11 protein-coding genes are annotated in these 16,250 nt (G+C 74.0%); 4 read left to right on the top strand and 7 right to left on the bottom strand.

The genetic code is table 11. The features are described from left to right. Positions 1 to 8: 8 nt before the first annotated feature. Positions 9 to 992: a porphobilinogen synthase gene (gene hemB / locus V6U89_RS13385; protein ID WP_334571288.1), complete on the top strand. Its 984-nt coding sequence runs from the start codon at positions 9 to 11 to the stop codon at positions 990 to 992. Here the strand turns inward: hemB and V6U89_RS13380 are convergent. The 5 genes from V6U89_RS13380 to V6U89_RS13360 all read right to left on the bottom strand — a co-directional run bounded on the left by V6U89_RS13380 (position 986) and on the right by V6U89_RS13360 (position 8,172). Beyond that, complete coding sequence (locus V6U89_RS13380; protein ID WP_334571286.1) at positions 986 to 2,110, bottom strand: hypothetical protein; 1,125 nt, start codon at positions 2,108 to 2,110, stop codon at positions 986 to 988. The two genes, hemB and V6U89_RS13380, sit on opposite strands and share 7 nt — an antisense overlap. A gap of 2 nt (positions 2,111 to 2,112) precedes the next feature. Next, a complete protein-coding gene (locus tag V6U89_RS13375) occupies positions 2,113 to 2,250 on the bottom strand; it encodes a sigma factor-like helix-turn-helix DNA-binding protein (protein WP_442933914.1) in 138 nt (45 codons plus the stop codon). Positions 2,251 to 2,402: 152 nt separating this feature from the next. Beyond that, a complete protein-coding gene (locus tag V6U89_RS13370; protein WP_334571284.1) occupies positions 2,403 to 5,675 on the bottom strand; it encodes a lamin tail domain-containing protein in 3,273 nt (1,090 codons plus the stop codon). Between the two features lie 97 nt (positions 5,676 to 5,772). Beyond that, positions 5,773 to 6,789, bottom strand: coding sequence for a GNAT family N-acetyltransferase (locus V6U89_RS13365; protein ID WP_334571407.1), 1,017 nt, complete (start codon positions 6,787 to 6,789; stop codon positions 5,773 to 5,775). Between the two features lie 72 nt (positions 6,790 to 6,861). After that, entirely contained in the window at positions 6,862 to 8,172 is a 1,311-nt protein-coding gene (locus tag V6U89_RS13360) for a lytic murein transglycosylase (RefSeq protein WP_442933919.1), read from the bottom strand. A 359-nt stretch (positions 8,173 to 8,531) separates the two neighbouring features. Here V6U89_RS13360 and V6U89_RS13355 point away from each other — a divergent pair, with 359 nt between their 5' ends. Continuing rightward, positions 8,532 to 8,753, top strand: a complete 222-nt coding sequence (locus V6U89_RS13355; RefSeq protein ID WP_334571281.1) for an FmdB family zinc ribbon protein — start codon at positions 8,532 to 8,534, stop codon at positions 8,751 to 8,753. A gap of 153 nt (positions 8,754 to 8,906) precedes the next feature. Continuing rightward, on the top strand, positions 8,907 to 11,738 hold the full coding sequence (locus V6U89_RS13350) for an ATP-binding protein (RefSeq protein WP_334571280.1): 2,832 nt from the start codon (positions 8,907 to 8,909) through the stop codon (positions 11,736 to 11,738). A 52-nt stretch (positions 11,739 to 11,790) separates the two neighbouring features. On the opposite strand, the gene V6U89_RS13345 is transcribed toward V6U89_RS13350, so the two are convergent. After that, positions 11,791 to 12,330: a phospholipase gene (locus V6U89_RS13345; RefSeq protein WP_334571279.1), complete on the bottom strand. Its 540-nt coding sequence runs from the start codon at positions 12,328 to 12,330 to the stop codon at positions 11,791 to 11,793. 173 nt (positions 12,331 to 12,503) lie between these two features. After that, on the bottom strand, positions 12,504 to 14,168 hold the full coding sequence (locus V6U89_RS13340) for a glycoside hydrolase family 10 protein (RefSeq protein ID WP_334571278.1): 1,665 nt from the start codon (positions 14,166 to 14,168) through the stop codon (positions 12,504 to 12,506). 297 nt (positions 14,169 to 14,465) lie between these two features. On the opposite strand from V6U89_RS13340, the gene V6U89_RS13335 reads away from it, so the two are divergent. Continuing rightward, positions 14,466 to 15,968, top strand: a complete 1,503-nt coding sequence (locus V6U89_RS13335; RefSeq protein WP_442933913.1) for an amino acid permease — start codon at positions 14,466 to 14,468, stop codon at positions 15,966 to 15,968. Positions 15,969 to 16,250: the final 282 nt, after the last annotated feature.

Genomic DNA, 16,250 nt, shown 5'->3' with positions numbered 1-16,250 from the left:
AGGCTGTCGTGCCGTACCCCGAGATCCGGCCCCGCCGGCTGCGTCGTAACGCCGCCGTGCGGCGGCTGGTCTCCGAGACCCGCGTCGACCCGGCCGAGCTGGTCGTGCCGATGTTCGTCAAGGAGGGGCTGACCGAGCCACGGGCCGTCGCGTCGCTCCCGGGGGTGCTCCAGCACTCCCGGGACTCGCTGCGCAAGGCCGCCGTCGAGGCGGTCCAGGCCGGGGTGGGCGGGATCATGCTCTTCGGGGTGCCGGCGTCGCGGGACGCCACCGGCTCCGGCGGCATCGACCCGGACGGCATCCTCAACGTCGCCATCCGGGACGTCGTCTCCGAGGTGGGCGACGCCACCGTGGTGATGAGCGACCTCTGCCTGGACGAGTTCACCTCGCACGGGCACTGCGGGCTGCTCACCCCGGACGGTGGCGTCGACAACGACGCCACCCTGGCCGCGTATGCCGAGATGGCGGTGGCCCAAGCGGCCGCCGGGGTCGGCGTGGTCGGGCCGTCCGGGATGATGGACGGCCAGGTCGGCGTGGTCCGCCGGGCCCTCGACGCCGCCGGTCACCAGGACGTCGCGGTGCTGGCGTACGCGGTGAAGTACGCCTCGGCCTTCTACGGCCCGTTCCGGGACGCGGTCGAGTCGGCGTTGGAGGGCGACCGCCGCACCTACCAGCAGGACCCGGCCAACCTGCGGGAGTCGCTGCGCGAGGTCGAGCTGGACGTCGCCGAGGGCGCCGACATGGTGATGGTCAAGCCGGCGCTGCCCTACCTCGACGTGGTCGCGGCGGTCCGGGCCGCGGTGGACGTCCCGGTCGCCGCCTACCAGGTCTCCGGCGAGTACGCGATGGTCGAGGCGGCCGCCGCGAACGGCTGGATCGACCGGGAGCGGGTGATCCTGGAGACGCTCACCTCCATCCGCCGCGCCGGCGCGCAGATTATCCTCACCTACTGGGCGGTCGAGGCCGCCCAGCTGCTCCGCCAGCGCTACTGAGTGGTGGCGGAGACGATCCGCATCACCTCGGGCACCTGGTAGACCCGGTCGGCGCCGGGCGGCAACTGCGCCCACACGGCGCGCGCCGTCCGGTCGTCGTCCCAGGCGAGGCCGTACACCGTACCCGCGGTCGCCGGGTCGCCGGTGAGCGTGCCGACCGGCACGTCGGCGAGCTGCCTCCCGGTGCCGACGTCCCAGATCCCGAGTCGCTGCTTCCGGCTGTCGGCGAGCGGACGGTGGACGGCGGCGAGGCTCCGGCCGTCCGGGGAGAGTTCGAACTGGCAGCCCAGGCCGGTCTCCACCCGGCCACGCCGCTCCCGGCCGGTGAGGTCGAACACGTCGATCAGGCAGACCGTCCGGGTGGCCTCGCCACGGACCGCGATCCGGCCGCCCGTCACCCGGGCCTCCGGGGCGATCAGGTTCGGCCCCACCACCGAGGAGTCGAGCACCACGGTCTCCACGCCGGTCGACAGGTCGCGGGCCACCACTCCGGTCGGCCGGACCAGGTAGACCGTCCGGTCGTCCGCGCCGACGATCCCGACGCGCTCCCCGGGAGTCGGGAGGCGATACCTGCGTTCGCCGCCGCCCGGCTCCACCAGCACCAGGTCGACGGCGCCCCGGTCGGCGTTCGCGCCGGGCGACCGCGGCCGGCCGGCGCCCCGGTGCACCAGGCCGACCAGCCGGCCGTCCGGCAGCGCCGCGCCGAGGTGGAATCCCGCCGGTACGCGGTACGGCACCACCGACCCGTCGGGACGTACCTCGGCCGCCGGGAGCGCGGCCACGCCGACCCTCGGTCGGTCCGTACCGTCCGGGACGAACCACTCGGGCCCGTCAATCACGAGCCGCTGCGCCACCCGGTCCGGCGCTGGCGCGGGGGAGGAGGCGCCGGCCACGGGGGGCGGTCCGTCCGCCGGCGTGCCCGCCCGGCCGTCCAGCAGGGACACCGCGCCGCCGGTCAGCGCCACCAGCGCCACCAGCCCGCCGGCCAGCACGGCCCGCCGCCGGCGCCGCCGGGCCTGCCAGCGCCGACGCATCCCGGCCAGGTCAGCGGGGTACGCGGGCATGGTGGCGGCGGCGCGGTGCACCAGCTCCGTCAGGGGCTCGGGTACGACGTCCATCGTCACTCCTTCTCGGCCAGCGCGGCCCGCAGCTCGGCCAGCCCTCGGGACAGTCGGCTCTTGGCCGTCCCCTCGCTGAGGTCGGGCACCGTGGCCGTCTCAGCGGTGGAGAGATCCAGCAGCACCCGGCAGACGATCACGGTGCGCCGAGGGTCGTGGTCGGAGGGTCTGCCATGTCAGGTACACGCCACCCGCCCCCCGTTCGGTTGCCCCGGGTCCCTCCCGGACACGACGACGGCCCGCCGGCCAGGCGTGTGCCTGGCCGGCGGGCCGTCGCCCGTGCGTCGAACGGTCAGTCGTCGTTCGTGACGGTGCCGACCGCCAGCGGATCGGCCAACCGCAGGTTCAGCGGGCCGGCGACCGCGAAGGCGATCTTCTCGTCCGCCTCGACCTTCCGGTCACCCCGGACGGTCACCGGGAAGGCCAGCGAGGTCTGCCCGGCGGGCAGCACCCGGCAGCCGACGTACGGGTCGAAGTCCGACCCGGCCGTGGCGGTCAGGCCGACGGCGGCGGCACAGATCGTCGTCGGCGCCGACAGCGGCCGCGACACGGTCGCGGTGAACGTCAGCGTGCTGTCGCCCTTGTCGCCCTCGGCGACCGACGCGTCGGCCACCCGCAGCGACGGCTGCGCGCGGAACCGGGCGACCGACGGGTCGTGGTCGCTCGCGCCACGCGACCCGTCGCCGCTGACGTCGGACGGCCAGTCGGCGTTGACGTGCGCCGTGCGCACCTGCACCAGGTCGGCGTGGAGCGCGTCGTTGACGAAGATGCTGTCCAGCGTCTGCGCCTGCCCGCTGAAGGCGTACGAGTACGCCGCCGCCGGGACGTCCGCGACCAGGTCGTCCCAGAGGTTGTGCAGGCCGGCCTCGTAGAGCGGGGCGAGCTGGTCCGACGGGGTCGGGTTCGCCGCGGTGGCGATCGGGTCGTCCGGGCGGGGGAAGACGTTCATGTCGCCGCCGTAGACCACTCGGGCGTGCGGGTCCGACTCCTCGACCGCGGTGACGATCGCGGCGCCGTACGTCGCCTGCTCGGTCCGCTGCCCGACCCTGGTGTCCGGGCCGGACGAGTAGTGGTTGCTCAGCGCGTACAGCAGGTAGGACTCCGAGCCGTCCGGCGTCGCCCGCACCACGAACTTGCCCAGCTGGGGGGCGCGGGTGAAGACGTTGTCGCCGTCCTTGCCCGTCGAGGTGTCCGTGTCGGCGGGCAGCCGCGCGTTGAGCGCCTTCGGGTTCTGCACGTCCGCGTTGGACGGCAGCCCCGCCGACCGGTACTCCACCGTCGGCGTGGCGCCGAGCAGCGGGTCGGTGGCGGTCGCCTCGGCCAGCGAGAGCCGGTCGGTGCGGTAGAGGAACGCGGAGGTGATGCCCCGGGCGTCCGCGCCGGTCCGGTCGTACGCGGCGGCGTAGGCCGGGCCGCCGGCGGTCGCGATCGTCAGCGCCAGGTCCTGGAGGGTGTCCGGAGCGCCGTCGGCGTCGTTGGTGTCGCCGCAGACCAGCTCGGTGCCGGAGACCGTGCAGATGTCCTGGTCCTCGGCCTCCTGCACCAGGATCAGGTCCGGGGAGTGCAGGTCGGCGCGGATCTGGTCGGCGAGGGCGGCCAGGTGCTCCCGGTAGTCGGCCTCGTCGGCCGGCACGTAGTCGAACGGCGGCCGGACACCGGTGCAGCCGGGGTTGCCGGTGAAGTCGCAGCCGTCGAACGGATCGTCCCGGAAGTCGTACAGGTTCTCCACGTTGTAGGTCGAGACGGCCACCTCACGGTTGCGGTCGGCCGGCTGCGGCGGGTTGTTCGCCGACGGGTCGGCGCCCGCGGTGAGGGAGAGCGTCTCCGGCTGCACGGTGAACTTGCTGAAGCCGTAGGCGACCGCGCCGAACGCGTCCGTGGCGAGGGTGTCGAAGGTGCGGGCCGGCGGCAGCAGCGCGGTCGAGTCGCCGGCCGTGGCCTTGAACCCGCCTGCGCCCAGCAGGACGCGCTGGTTGTTGCCGTTGTCGAAGAGGGTGCCCGGGATGTCGTCCAGCGGGTGGGCGTCCCGGAACACCCGCCGGGCGTACGGGTCGGTCCGCTCCATGATCGGGTCCTCGCGGTCCACCACGTAGATCTCGGAGTCGGCGGTGGAGGCGAAGATGTGGCGCGGGGCGGACACCCCGCTGCCCGAGCGGACCCGCATCCGGGTGCCCTCGTGCCGCTCCCAGAACCGGTTCGCGTCGGCCGCCTCGGCCGGCGGGACCGCGTCGTCCACCGCGACGGCGGTGTTCACGTCCAGGCCGGAGTCGAGCTTGCGTACCAGCGAGGCGCCGGAGAGCTGGCTCTGGTTGAAGTACTCCGACACCCGGCCGCGCAGCACCACCTCGTCGCCGACGGTCGGCGCGTAGCCGCCGATCAGTGTGGTGAACGAGCCCGTGAAGACGAAGAGGCCGTCGGAGGTGAGCGGGTCGCCGTCCTCGGTGCCCTTGCGGCTCTGCAGGTAGAAGCCGTACTGGTCGGCGCCGGCCGAGGTGCGGGTGAGCGACTTCTGGGTGATCACGCCGCGCACGTCGTACAGCGTGGAGCTGGTGCCGTTGCCGCTGGCCGGGGCGAGCGGCGAGCGGTCGGTGTGGCCGTCCTCGTCGTCCCGGGTCGGGCCCTGCACCTCGCCGACCGAGAGCACGGTGGTGACCTGGACGGTCAGCGTGCAGGTGGCGGTGCCGCCCTCGGCGTCGGTGGCGGTCAGCGTCACGGCGTACGCCCCGCCGGGCAGGCCGGTCGCGGTGACCGTGGCGGTGGCGGTGCCGCCGCTGGCGGTGGCCGGCGTGACGGCCGTCCGGCTGATCGAGCCGGTGGCCGGCGTCGGGTTGACCGAGGTGACCGCGAGGTCGGTGATCGTGTCGTCCGCGTCGGTGGCGGTGACCTGGCGGGTGGCGGTCGCGCCGGCCTCCAGGGTCAGCGTGCCGCCGCAGTTGAGCGTGGCCGGCTGGTCGACCGGGCCGCCGCCGTCCACGCTGTGCGCGCCCAGACCGTCGAAGGTGTCGGTCGGCAGGCCCGTCCACTGGGCGGCCGGGTCGAACGCGTCGGACGGGTCGGTGTCCCCGCTGGAGACCGACGGCAGCCGCCGCAGCGTGTTGTCGGCGGTGCTGGTCAGCCCGCTGCCCCACTCGGTGCCGGGGTCGACGCCGATCTGGCCGATCGAGTCGAGCACCGCGCCGGCCTTGCGCAGCACGATCGCGTCGTCCCCGTTGAACAGCGACGCGCCGGTGGTCTGGTCGGCCTGAGCGAGCACCGCCGGGGCGGCCGAGGAGGCGGCGAAGACGAAGGCGTCGCCGGCGGCGACGGTGCCGCTCAGCGCGACGTTCGTCGGCGTGGTGGAGCCGTTGAAGTACAGCTGGAGCTGGTAGCCGCCGGCCGTGAGGTCGACCGGGGAGCCGGTGCCGTTGAACAGCTCGATCGCCTTGTTGTTCGACGAGCCTTCGACGTACTCGGAGATGAACAGGTCGGTGGGCGCGGCGATGGCCGCGGTGGGTGCGACGCCGATGACCGGAAGGGTGACGGCGGCGGCGGTTGCGAGCGCGGCGTATCTGCGGCGCGGGCGCATAAAGCCTCCACGATGGGTGGACGGGGACTAACGCACGTTAAGTGTCGGTGCTTGCCGCCGTCCATCCCCCGTGGGGGGCGGTGTGGTGAACTCGCGGTCAGCGGGCGGCGTCGAGTCGGTGCACCAGCTCGGCGACGTCCACGCTGTATTCGCACCACTCCCGGTCGGGGCGGTAGCCCAGCTCGGCGTTCACCTTGAGCATCGCCTCGTTGGCCTGGGCGTTCCAGGTCTGCACCTCGGCCAGCGTCGGCTCGGCCGAGCGCAGCTCCAGCAGCATCCGGGCCTTGATCGCCCGGTCGATGCCGTAGCCGCGGTGGTCCTGCACCACGATCGTGTCGTACTGGTCGGCCCGGGTGGGGTGCTGCGCGGGCACCACCACCTCGGTCAGCCCGGCGACCTCGCCGCTGTGCTCGTGCAGGGCCAGCACGATGTATGGCTTCATGCCCCGCCGGTGCAGCGTGTCCAGGCTGTCCCGCAGCCGCTGCGGGTCGTACGAGCTGGGGCGCAGCTCGCCGTCGTCGACGTCGCGCACCTCGGCCTTGGCCCGCGCGTACGCCTCGATCAGGTCGTCCGGCGGGCCGCCCGGGCAGAACTCCAGGTGGTAGCCGGCGCCGATCCCGGTGGCCATCTCGGCGAGCGCCGGCCAGTCCACCGCGCCGAGGTCGAGCACGCTGCGGGTCTCGACGTACTCCCGAGAGAAGCCGAGCGACTCGTAGAAGGCGATCGCCGGCGTGTCACCGACCACCTCGACGCCGATCGACTGGAAGCCCTCCTGGTAGACCCGACGGGCGGCGAGCAGGACCAGCTCGCGGCCCAGTCCGGTACGCCGGATGTCGGGGTGCACCAGCACCTCCAGGACGCCGATGTCGCCGAGCAGCAGCACGTGCACGTGGCCGAGGATCGGGCCGGGGCGGCCGTCCGGCCCGGGCTCCGCCTGGGCGACCCAGGAGATCCGCCGTTCACCCGGCATCACCTCGGAGAGGTATTCCCGCAGGGAACTCTCCCGCCAGGGCGGGTCCTGCGGGAGATCCGCCGCCAGGACCGCGTTCAGCGTGTCCAGCACGGACGCGACCTCGTCGGACGACGCGGTCCGGGGATCCCACTCGCGCACCATCACCCGTCTAGCTTGCCGTCATCGGCTGCCGGGGGGAAGTGTCTGGTCCGGCAATGTATGCGGACGATCACCTCACGTACGGCTGGCCACCCCGTACTGGTTGGCCTTGTCGAAGACATCCTGGGCGTACCGGCGCACATCGTTGTAGGAGAGAATGGCGCCCCACCAGTCGCCGGGGATGGTCATGTTCCGGCCGCCCTTGCAGAGGTACCGGGCGGCGGCGAGCGCCGCGTCGTCCAGGTCGTGCGGGTCCTTGCGGCCGTCGTTGTCGGCGTCGACGCCGATCTCCTGCCAGGTCGTCGGGATGAACTGCATCGGCCCGATGGCCCGGTCGTAGACGGTGTCCCGGTCGAAGAGTCCCCGGTCGGTGTCGGTGATGCGGGACCGGCCGCCCTGCCCGTCGAGCGGGTCGCCGATGATCTCCGGTTCGGCCCGGCCGGTGGACTGGAGGCTGGCGCCGTTGGCCTGCCCGTGCCGCGACTCGACGTACCCGATCGCGGCGAGCGTGGTCCAGCTCAGCTGGCAGCTCCGGTTGGTCTCGGCGAGCACCAGCTCGGCGTAGCCGTACGCCTGCATGGCCACCGGCGAGATGCCGACCCGCGCGCCGGTGGTCTGGGCCCAGGCGGCCAGGGCGTCGGCCGGGCGGCCGGTGGCGGGCGGGACGACCGGCCCGGTCGGCGGCACGCCGCCGGGCAGCCCGGTCGCGGGCGGCAGCCCGGGCAGCGCCGTCCCGCCGGGCAGCACCGGCACGGCGGTCGCGCCGGGCAGCGCACCCGGCGCGGGTACGACCACGGCGCCGTCGGTCGCGTCCACGGCCACCGGCTTCGGCGACCGGACGGCCGACGGGACCACCACGGCGCCCACCACGGCGGTGGCGGCGACCAGCGCGACGAGGAACACCCCGGGCAGGGTCAGCCGGCCGCTCGGGCGTCGGGACCAGGCCCGGGTGGCCCGGGCCGCGCCGACCACCGCCTGCCGGGGCGGGGGAAGCCGGACGGCGTGCGCGAACGGCACCCGGCGACGCCGTCCCGGCTCGCCGCCGGCCTTGACGTCGTCCTTCGCCGGCTCCTTCTCCGGGCCGTCGGTGGGCGTGGCGGCGGCCTGCGCGCCGGCCCTGCTCCCGTCACCGGCCTCCGTGTCGGTCTTGTCCGCGCCGGCCTTGCTCGGGTCGGTGGTCTTGTCCGCGCCGGCCTTGCTCGGGTCCGCAGCCTTCGCCCCGGCTCTGTCCGCCCCGGTCCTGCCCGGGTCGCCGGCCTTCTCAGCGACGGCCCTGCTCGGGTCGGCGGCCTCGGCGTCGGCTTTCTCCGGGTCAGCCCGCTCCGCGTCAGCCCGCTCGGTGTCGGCCCTGCTCGCGTCGACGTTCTCCCGGCCGGCCTCCGACACGTCGGCCGTCCCGGCGTCCGCCTTCGCCGTGCCGGGCGTCCCCGGCCCGGCCTGCGCCGCGCCGGCGGCGGTCGGCTCCACGGTGGTCGGCGCGCTGCCGGCGGCGGTCGGCTCCACGGTGGTCGGCGCGCTGCCGGCGGTGGTCGCGGTCGACGGTTCGTCGGCGGACCGGCCGAGGAAGGGGCGGCGGGGACGGGGGACCGGGGTCGGGTCCGGCGCGGCGCCGGAGCTGCCGAGCGGCCCGTCGGGCGGCGTCGCCGGTCGCAGGGGTCGCACCGTCGATGGTTCCTCGCCGCTCGCCACCCGTCGAGTATCACCCATCCGGGTGCGACCGTCAGGCCCGGCCGTACGCTGGGAGCATGCCCCGGTACGAGTTCCGCTGCCGCGCCTGCGGCGACACCTTCGAGGTCAACCGCCCGATGGCCCGGGCCGGTGATCCGGCGTCCTGCCCGCAGGGACACGCCGACACGGTCAAGCTGCTCTCCACCGTCGCGGTGACCGGCCGGGGCGGTGGTGGACCGGTCGGCGGCGCTCGGCCGGCGCCGGCCGGTGGCTGCTGCGGGGGTGGCGGCTGCTGCTGAGCGGCCCCGACCGGCCCGTTCGGCGGCGCAGACCTTGCCGCTGACCGGGGGCAATGGCACCTTGGGGCGGACGCCGCCCGGCCGTTCTCACGATGCGTGACGGCCCGACCATAGGGCAGCATGAAGCCGACGTCAGGGGCGGAGGTTCCACGCATGTCGCCACGGATCCACCTCCCGAGCGGGTGGGTGACCTTCGTGTTCACCGACATCGAGGGTTCGACCCGGCTGGCCCAGCTGCTCGGGTCGGGCTACCGCCCCGTGCTGTGGGAGCATCGCCGGCTGCTCCGGGACACCCTCGCCGGCACCGACGGCGCGGAGCTGCTGACCGAGGGCGACTCGTTCTTCCTCGCCTTTCCCGACGCGGCGGCGGCGCTGACCGCCTGCCTGAGCGCCCAACGCGCGCTGTCCACCCACGACTGGCCCACCCCGGAAGCCACCCCCAGGGTGCGGATGGGGCTGCACACCGGCTACGCGGAGCCGCGCGACGGCGAGTACGCCAGCCCCGAGGTGCACCGGGCCGCCCGGGTGGCCGCCGCCGCCCACGGCGGGCAGGTGCTCTGCTCGGCGGCGACCGCCCGGCACGCCGAACCGCTGCCGTCCGGTGCGTCCCTGCTCGACCTCGGCCTGCACCGGCTGCGCGGCTTCGACGACCGGGAACGGCTCTTCCAGCTCGTCGCGCCCGGCCTGGAACGGCAGTTCCCCCGGCCGCGCACCGCCGACGCGGTGCCGCACAACCTGCCCACCCAGGTCACCTCCTTCATCGGCCGGGAGGCCGAGCGCGCGGAGCTCGACCTGCTGGTACGCCGGCACCGGCTGGTCACCGTGCTCGGCGCCGGCGGCGCCGGCAAGACCCGGATGGCCGTCGAGCTGGCCGGCGGGATGGTCGAGGCGTACCCGGACGGGGTCTGGTTCGTCGACATCGCCACGGTGACCGACCCGGGGCTGGTGGCGTTCGCGGTCGCCGCGGTGCTCGGGCTGCGCCCGGAGCCGGGCCGCCCGATGCTGGACACCCTGGTCGAGTACGCCGCCGCCCGGCAGATGCTGGTGGTGCTGGACACCTGCGACGCCCAGCCGGCCGCCTGCGCGGAGGTGATCTCCCGGCTGCTCGCCGGCGGGAGCAAGGTGCGGGTGCTGGCCACCAGCCGGGAGTCCTTCGGCCTGCCCGGCGAGGTGGTCTGGCGGATCCCGCCGCTCTCGGTGGACCCGCAGCCGGGGCGTACCGAGAGCGACGCGGTGGCGCTGCTGCTGGACCGGACGGCGGCGGCCCGGGGCGGCCGGCCGCCGGACTGGGCGGAGGCCGGTGACCTGCGTCGGGTGGTGCGGCGGCTGGACGGCCTCCCGCTCGCGATCGAGCTGGCCGCCGCCCGGCTCCGGGTGCTCTCCGCCGGGCAGCTCGCCGCCCGCCTCGACGACGTGCTCGGCACGCTGGACGCCGGGCGGGTCGTGCCGGAGCCGCCGGCGGACCGGGGCTGGACGGGCAACCAGCAGGACACCGTGGACCTGGTCGCCGCGGCGGCCGGGGCCGTGCCCCCGTCGGCCGCGCACCGGGCGGTGCAGCGTTCCGCCACCGAGCGCCACCTCACCATGCAGGCGACGGTCACCTGGTCGTACCGGACGTTGGGGCCGCGCGCGTCGCGGCTGCTCCGCTGGCTGGCGGTCTTCGCCGGTCCGGTCGAGCTGTCCACCGTGGAGTGGCTGCTCGACGACGACCCGCTCGACCCGCTGTCGGTGCTGGTGGACAAGTCGATGCTGCTGGCCGAGCCGCACGCGTCGGGCAGCACCTACCGGATGCTCGACCCGATCCGGGCGTACGCGGCCCGCCGGCTGGTGGAGGCCGGCGAGGAGCAGGCCGCGCGGGACCGGCACGTCGCCTGGTCGGCGCACGCGCTGGAGCGCGCCCACCTGGGCCCGGACGGCCAACCGGTGACCCTCTCGCTGTACGCGCTCGACCCGCTGGCCGGTGAGCTGCGGGCCGCCCTGCGCTGGTGCGCCACCGGGGGCAGCGCCCGGGCCGGGTTGCGGCTGGCCGGCGGGCTGGACCAGTGGTGGCGGGAGCGGGGGCTGTCCCGGGAGGCGCGGCTCTGGCTGTTCCGGCTCTACGGGCGGATCGCCGAGACCGGCGAGGCGATCCCGGAGGCGGAGCTGGCGGCGGCGTACCACCTGCACTCGTTGCACGCCGGCGCGGACGGCGAGTTCGCCGAGGAGCTGCGCTACTCGCAGCGGGCGGAGGCGGCGGCCCGGCAGGCCGGTGACGCCGGGCTGCTCGCCCGGGTGCTGGCCGGGCGGGCCGCGCCGCTGATCGACATGGGGCAGTTCGCCGAGGCGGAGCGGGTCTGCCGCGAGGTGATCGACTGGGCACACGAGCAGCGGGTGACCGGCGACGCGCTCTTCGCCGTCTACAACCTGGCCGAGCTGCTGTGGCGGCGGGGTGCGCTGAACGAGGCGGCGGAGCTGCTCGGCGCGGCCCGCCCGGTGGAGGCGGCGCGGCCGGTCGAGCGGGGCCGGCGGTCGGTGGACATGCTGCTCGGTATGGTCGCCCTGGCCCGGGGCGATCTGGTCGCCGCGCACGAGCACCTGCTGGTGGCGCTCCGGTCCCGGATGAGCCACGGCTACCACGGCCGGGCCTGCGACACGGTCAACGCGGTGGCGGTCCGCTGCGCCGCCGGTGGTGAGCTGGGCACCGCCGCCCGGCTCTTCGGCGCGGCGCAGGCGACCCGGGCGCAGCTGCGGGGCAGCCCGGGCATCTACGGCAGCTACTGGCTGGAGCGCCAGGCCGAGCTGCGCCGGGTGCTCGGCGACGCCGCCTTCGACACCGCGTACGGCGAGGGGGGCGAGCTGGGCCTGGAGGAGGCGGCGGCGCTGGCGTTGGCGGTGGAGCACCCTGACCTGGGGGCGGACTCGATCCGGTTCCGCACCGCCGGCGCGGCCGCGCCCCGGCAGGGTGGCCTGGGCCGGCAGGAGCTGGACCGCCGGGAGCGGGCCTGACACCGCCGGGCGCCCCGGTCTGGGACGCCCGGCGGAGTCGACGGCGGCGGGGTCAGCCGCGCAGGGCGGCGCGGCGCTCCGCGTCTGCCTTCATCCGGGCGGCCCGGTCGATGTCGGACTGCTGGACGGCGGCGACGGAGCCGAAGGTCTTGACCGCCTGGTAGTAGGTCCAGGCCAGGCTGTAGCAGGCCGGCCGGACGACGACGTTGTACGGGGCGCAGGCCCGCTTCAGGTCCTCGTAGAAGGCGCTGTCCACGCGGGCCTTGTTGGCGGAGAACTGGCCGACCGCCTTGTAGTTGCGGTAGCCGAAGTCGTGCCGGGCGCAGGAGAGAGTGAAGTTGAACCCGAGCGGGTTGTCCGGGCTCGACGAGCAGTAGTCGGTGGACCAGTCGAAGGCGTAGTCGGCCCAGGCGGCCTTGTTCAGCCGGGCGGAGTTCCAGGCGTTGTAGCTGGTGGCGCTGGTCTGTGTCCAGCTGGAGAGCACCGAGAGCTTCTGCTCGGGGGTCACCGCGAACGCGGGCGAGCTCACGCCGAGCAGGGCGAGCAGGGCGAACGCGCCGGCGGCGAAGAGGGTGGCGAGTCGTCTGGGCATTCGGGTACCTCCGCGGGGGTGGCGTACGACCAGTGACCGGTGGATCACCGTTGGTCGCATCAGTTTCGATCAATCCCCGTACCTGGAGGTGTTACCCGCGGGTACTATTGATGACAGACGATGAAACAGACCAATGCCCCGGGCGGTCGCCGCCCGGGGCATTCGCGGCTGGGTCAGCGCACCACCCGCGCCGGGCTGGGCAGGCTCTCGTTCCAGAGCCGGTCCAGCGCGGTCACGTGGTACGTGTACGTTCGCCCCGGCTCCGCCGTGGCGTCCACGAAGGACTGCACCGCGGTGGCGTCGTCGGCGCGCAGGGTGCCGACCAGGTGAGACGCGTCGGCGAAGCCGCAGGCGTCCACCCGCTCGTCGGAGTCGAAGCGGTAGACCGCGTACGAGGTGGCGTCGCCGAACGGACCCTGGCCGTCGGCCGGCTGCCGCCAGTTCAGCCGTACCCCGTCGTCGGACCGCTCCGCCCCGGTGACCACCGGGGGCAGCAGCGGCTTGGCGGGCAGGTGCGGCATCGCCGGCACCAGCGCCGGCCGGGAGTAGTGCTCGGCGGCGTAGATGTCGGTGGCGCCGAGCCGGTTGGCCCGCACCTGGACGGCCGAGAAGTGCACGTTGCCGAGCACCTCGGGGTACGACCGGTTGAGCGTCAGGTGGTCGGAGAGTTCGCGCGGGTTCTGCCAGAACGGCCCGTACACCGGCTCACCGCTCTTGTAGTCGGCCTGGCCGATGTAGAGCTGCACCCGGGTGCCGCGTACCGTCTCGGCCCACCACGGCACCAGCCGGGCGTAGTCGGCGGCCGGGTACTGGCCGATGTACCAGTAGAGCTGCGGCACCACGTAGTCGATCCACTCCTGCTTGATCCAGGTACGCGTGTCGGCGGAGATGATGTCGTACGACTGGCTGCCGGTGGTGTCCGAGCCCAGCGGGTCGGCCGACTTGTTACGCCAGATGCCGAACGGGCTGACCCCGAACTTCACCCACGGCTTGACCGCCTTGATCTTGGCGTTCATCTCCTGGATCAGCAGGTTGATGTTGTCCCGCCGCCAGTCCGCCTTGTCGGTGAAGCCCCGGTTGTGGGCGGCGAAGGTGGCGTCGTCCGGCACCTGGTGGGTGCCGCTCGGGTACGGGTAGAAGTAGTCGTCGAAGTGCACGCCGTCGATGTCGTACCGGTTGACCGCATCCATCATCGCGGTCTGGACGAACTCGCGGACCTCGGGGATGCCGGGGTTGTAGTAGAGCCGGCTGCCGGCCACGCCGGCCGGCGGGTAGGCGAAGGTCCACTCCGGGTGCTGCCGTGCCGGGTGGTTCGGCGCGAGCTTGGTGAGGTCCGCGCCGGCACCGCCCGGGGCCGGCATGGAGACCCGGTACGGGTTGAACCAGGCGTGGAACTCCAGGTTCCGCTTGTGCGACTCGGTGACGAGGAACTTCAGCGGGTCCCAGCCCGGGTCCTGGCCGCGCACCCCGGTGAGGTACTCCGACCACGGCTCGTGCGGCGAGGGCCAGAACGCGTCCGCGGTCGGCCGGACCTGGACGACGACGGCGTTGTGGTTGAGCTTCTGCGCCAGGTCGAGCCAGGCCAGGTACTCCGCCTGCTGCTTGGCGACCTGGTCTGGGGCGGTCTGCGAGGCCTTGCTGGGCCAGTCGATGTTGGTGACCGACGCGATCCACATGGCCCGGAACTGGCGCTTCGGGGTGGCCGGGTCGGTGATGCAGTCGGTGGTGGCGGGTTCGGTGGCCGCCGTGTCCGGTGCGGCGCTCGCGGGCGAGCCGGCGACCAGCGCGCCGAGCAGTGCCACGGCCAGCCCGGCGGCTCGGAGCCGAGTTGCCTTCATGCGGTGTGTCCCTTCGTCGGGCTCCCGGTTGTCGCGGCGTCCGTGGCAAGATTCGCCAGCGGCTATCTACCGCTGGTAGGAAATTTTCACACCTGGTGGGCTTCGCGCAAGGGTCCGACCTGGATGTCCGGATACCGGCAACCTCGCCGCGGGTGGCCAGGCCGGCAACCGTGCGAAGCGTGACGGTCCCCACACGTCCGGTCAGCGTCCGATCAGCCCGGGAAGTGGTGATTGGCGAGGGTCCGTCCTGGGTAGCATCGCCGGTCACCGGCCGCCACGGGGGTGGTCAAGGAAGGGGTGAACGCGGTGTCCGTGCTGCGCACCAAACCGATCAGGGACGTGCTGGCCCAGGGCGAGGCCGACGGGAACGACGGCAAGCCAGGGCTGAAACGCCACCTCGGCGCGCGTGACCTCACCGGCTTCGGCATCGGCATCGTGATCGGCACCGGCATCTTCACGCTGACCGGCATCGAGGCCCGGGACAGCGCCGGGCCCGGCGTGGTGATCTCGTTCGCCATCGCCGGGGTGGTCGCGCTGCTCGCCGCGCTCTGCTACGCCGAGCTGGCCTCCAGCGTGCCGACCGCCGGCAGCGCCTACACCTACGCGTACGCGACGATGGGCGAGATCGTCGCCTGGATCATCGGCTGGGACCTGCTGCTGGAGTTCGCCCTCGGCGCGGCGGTGGTGGCCCGGGGCTGGTCCGGCTACCTCGCGGAACTCTTCGGCCTGCCCACCGCCTGGTTCGGCGAGGAGGGCAGCGTGGTCAACCTCGGCGCGATCGGCATCGTGCTGCTGCTCGGCGTGGTCGCCATCGTCGGCATCCGGGAGTCCGCCCGGGTCACCAATCTGCTGGTGCTGGTCAAGGTCGCCATCTGCGTCTTCATCGTGGCCGCCGGGCTGTTCTTCGTGAAGGCCGCCAACCTCACCCCGTTCATCCCGCCGGCGGAGCCCGCCGGCGCCGCCGACGACGGCATCAAGCAGCCCGTCACCCAGGCGCTGTTCGGGCTGGAGCCCTCGGTCTTTGGCTTCGTCGGGGTGCTCAGCGCCGCCGCGGTGGTCTTCTTCGCGTACACCGGCTTCGAGGCCGTGGCGAACCTCGGCGAGGAGACCCGCCGTCCCAGGCGCGACCTCACCCTGGGCCTGCTCGGCACGCTGCTGATCTCCACCGTGCTGTACATCGGCGTCTCGCTGGTCGTGGTCGGCATGGTGCCGTACACCGAGATCGACCGGGGCGCCCCGATCGCCTCGGCCTTCACGGCGGCCGGCGCGGGCTGGGCCGGCGTGCTGGTCTCCATCGCGGCCATCGCGGGCCTGACCAGTGTGATCCTGGTCGACCTGGTGGCCATGGGCCGGATCGGCTTCGCCATCTCCCGGGACGGCCTGATCCCGCCGTCGATCGCCAAGGTGCACCCCCGCTGGGGCACCCCGTACCGGATCTCCGCGGTGATGACGGTGGCGGTCGCGCTGCTCGCCGGCTTCCTGCCGCTGTCGGCCCTGGCCGACCTGGTCAGCATCGGCGCGCTCTGCGCGTTCGTGCTGGTCTCGGTCGCGGTGCCGATCCTGCGCCGCAAGCGCCCCGACCTGGACCGGCCGTTCAAGGTGCCGTTCTCCCCGGTGCTGCCGATCGTCTCGGCGCTGGCCTGCCTCTACCTGATGCTCAACCTGTCGGTGGAGACCTGGATCCGGTTCCTGATCTGGATGCTGCTCGGCGCCGTCATCTACTTCGGCTACGGCTACCGCCGCAACCGCCTCGCCACCACCACCCCGGCAGCCCCCACCCCCCGCACCCCCACCCCGTAACCGGGGCCCGGGCCCCCGGCCCGTTCCGCCCCCGTCCCGTTCCGCCCCGTGACCGGCCGGGCCGGACCGGTAGGGCCAAATACAGAGAAAGAGTGGCTATTCCGCGTCGGATAGCCACTCTTTCTCTGTATTTGCGCCCGAGAGCGGGGGGTGCGCCCGAGAGCGGGGGGTGCGTCCGGGGCGGGGTGCCCGCGGGGCGGGTGACCGGGCGGGGTCCGCGCGCGGCGGGTGGGTCCGGGACGGCGTGCGTCCGGGACGGCGTGCGCCTGGGGTGGGGGTGGG

This window comes from Micromonospora sp. CPCC 206171, assembly GCF_036906755.1.
Classification (GTDB): domain Bacteria; phylum Actinomycetota; class Actinomycetes; order Mycobacteriales; family Micromonosporaceae; genus Micromonospora; species Micromonospora purpureochromogenes.
Note: the sequence above shows the minus strand (reverse complement) of the source record. Positions and strands in the feature narration are given on the sequence as shown.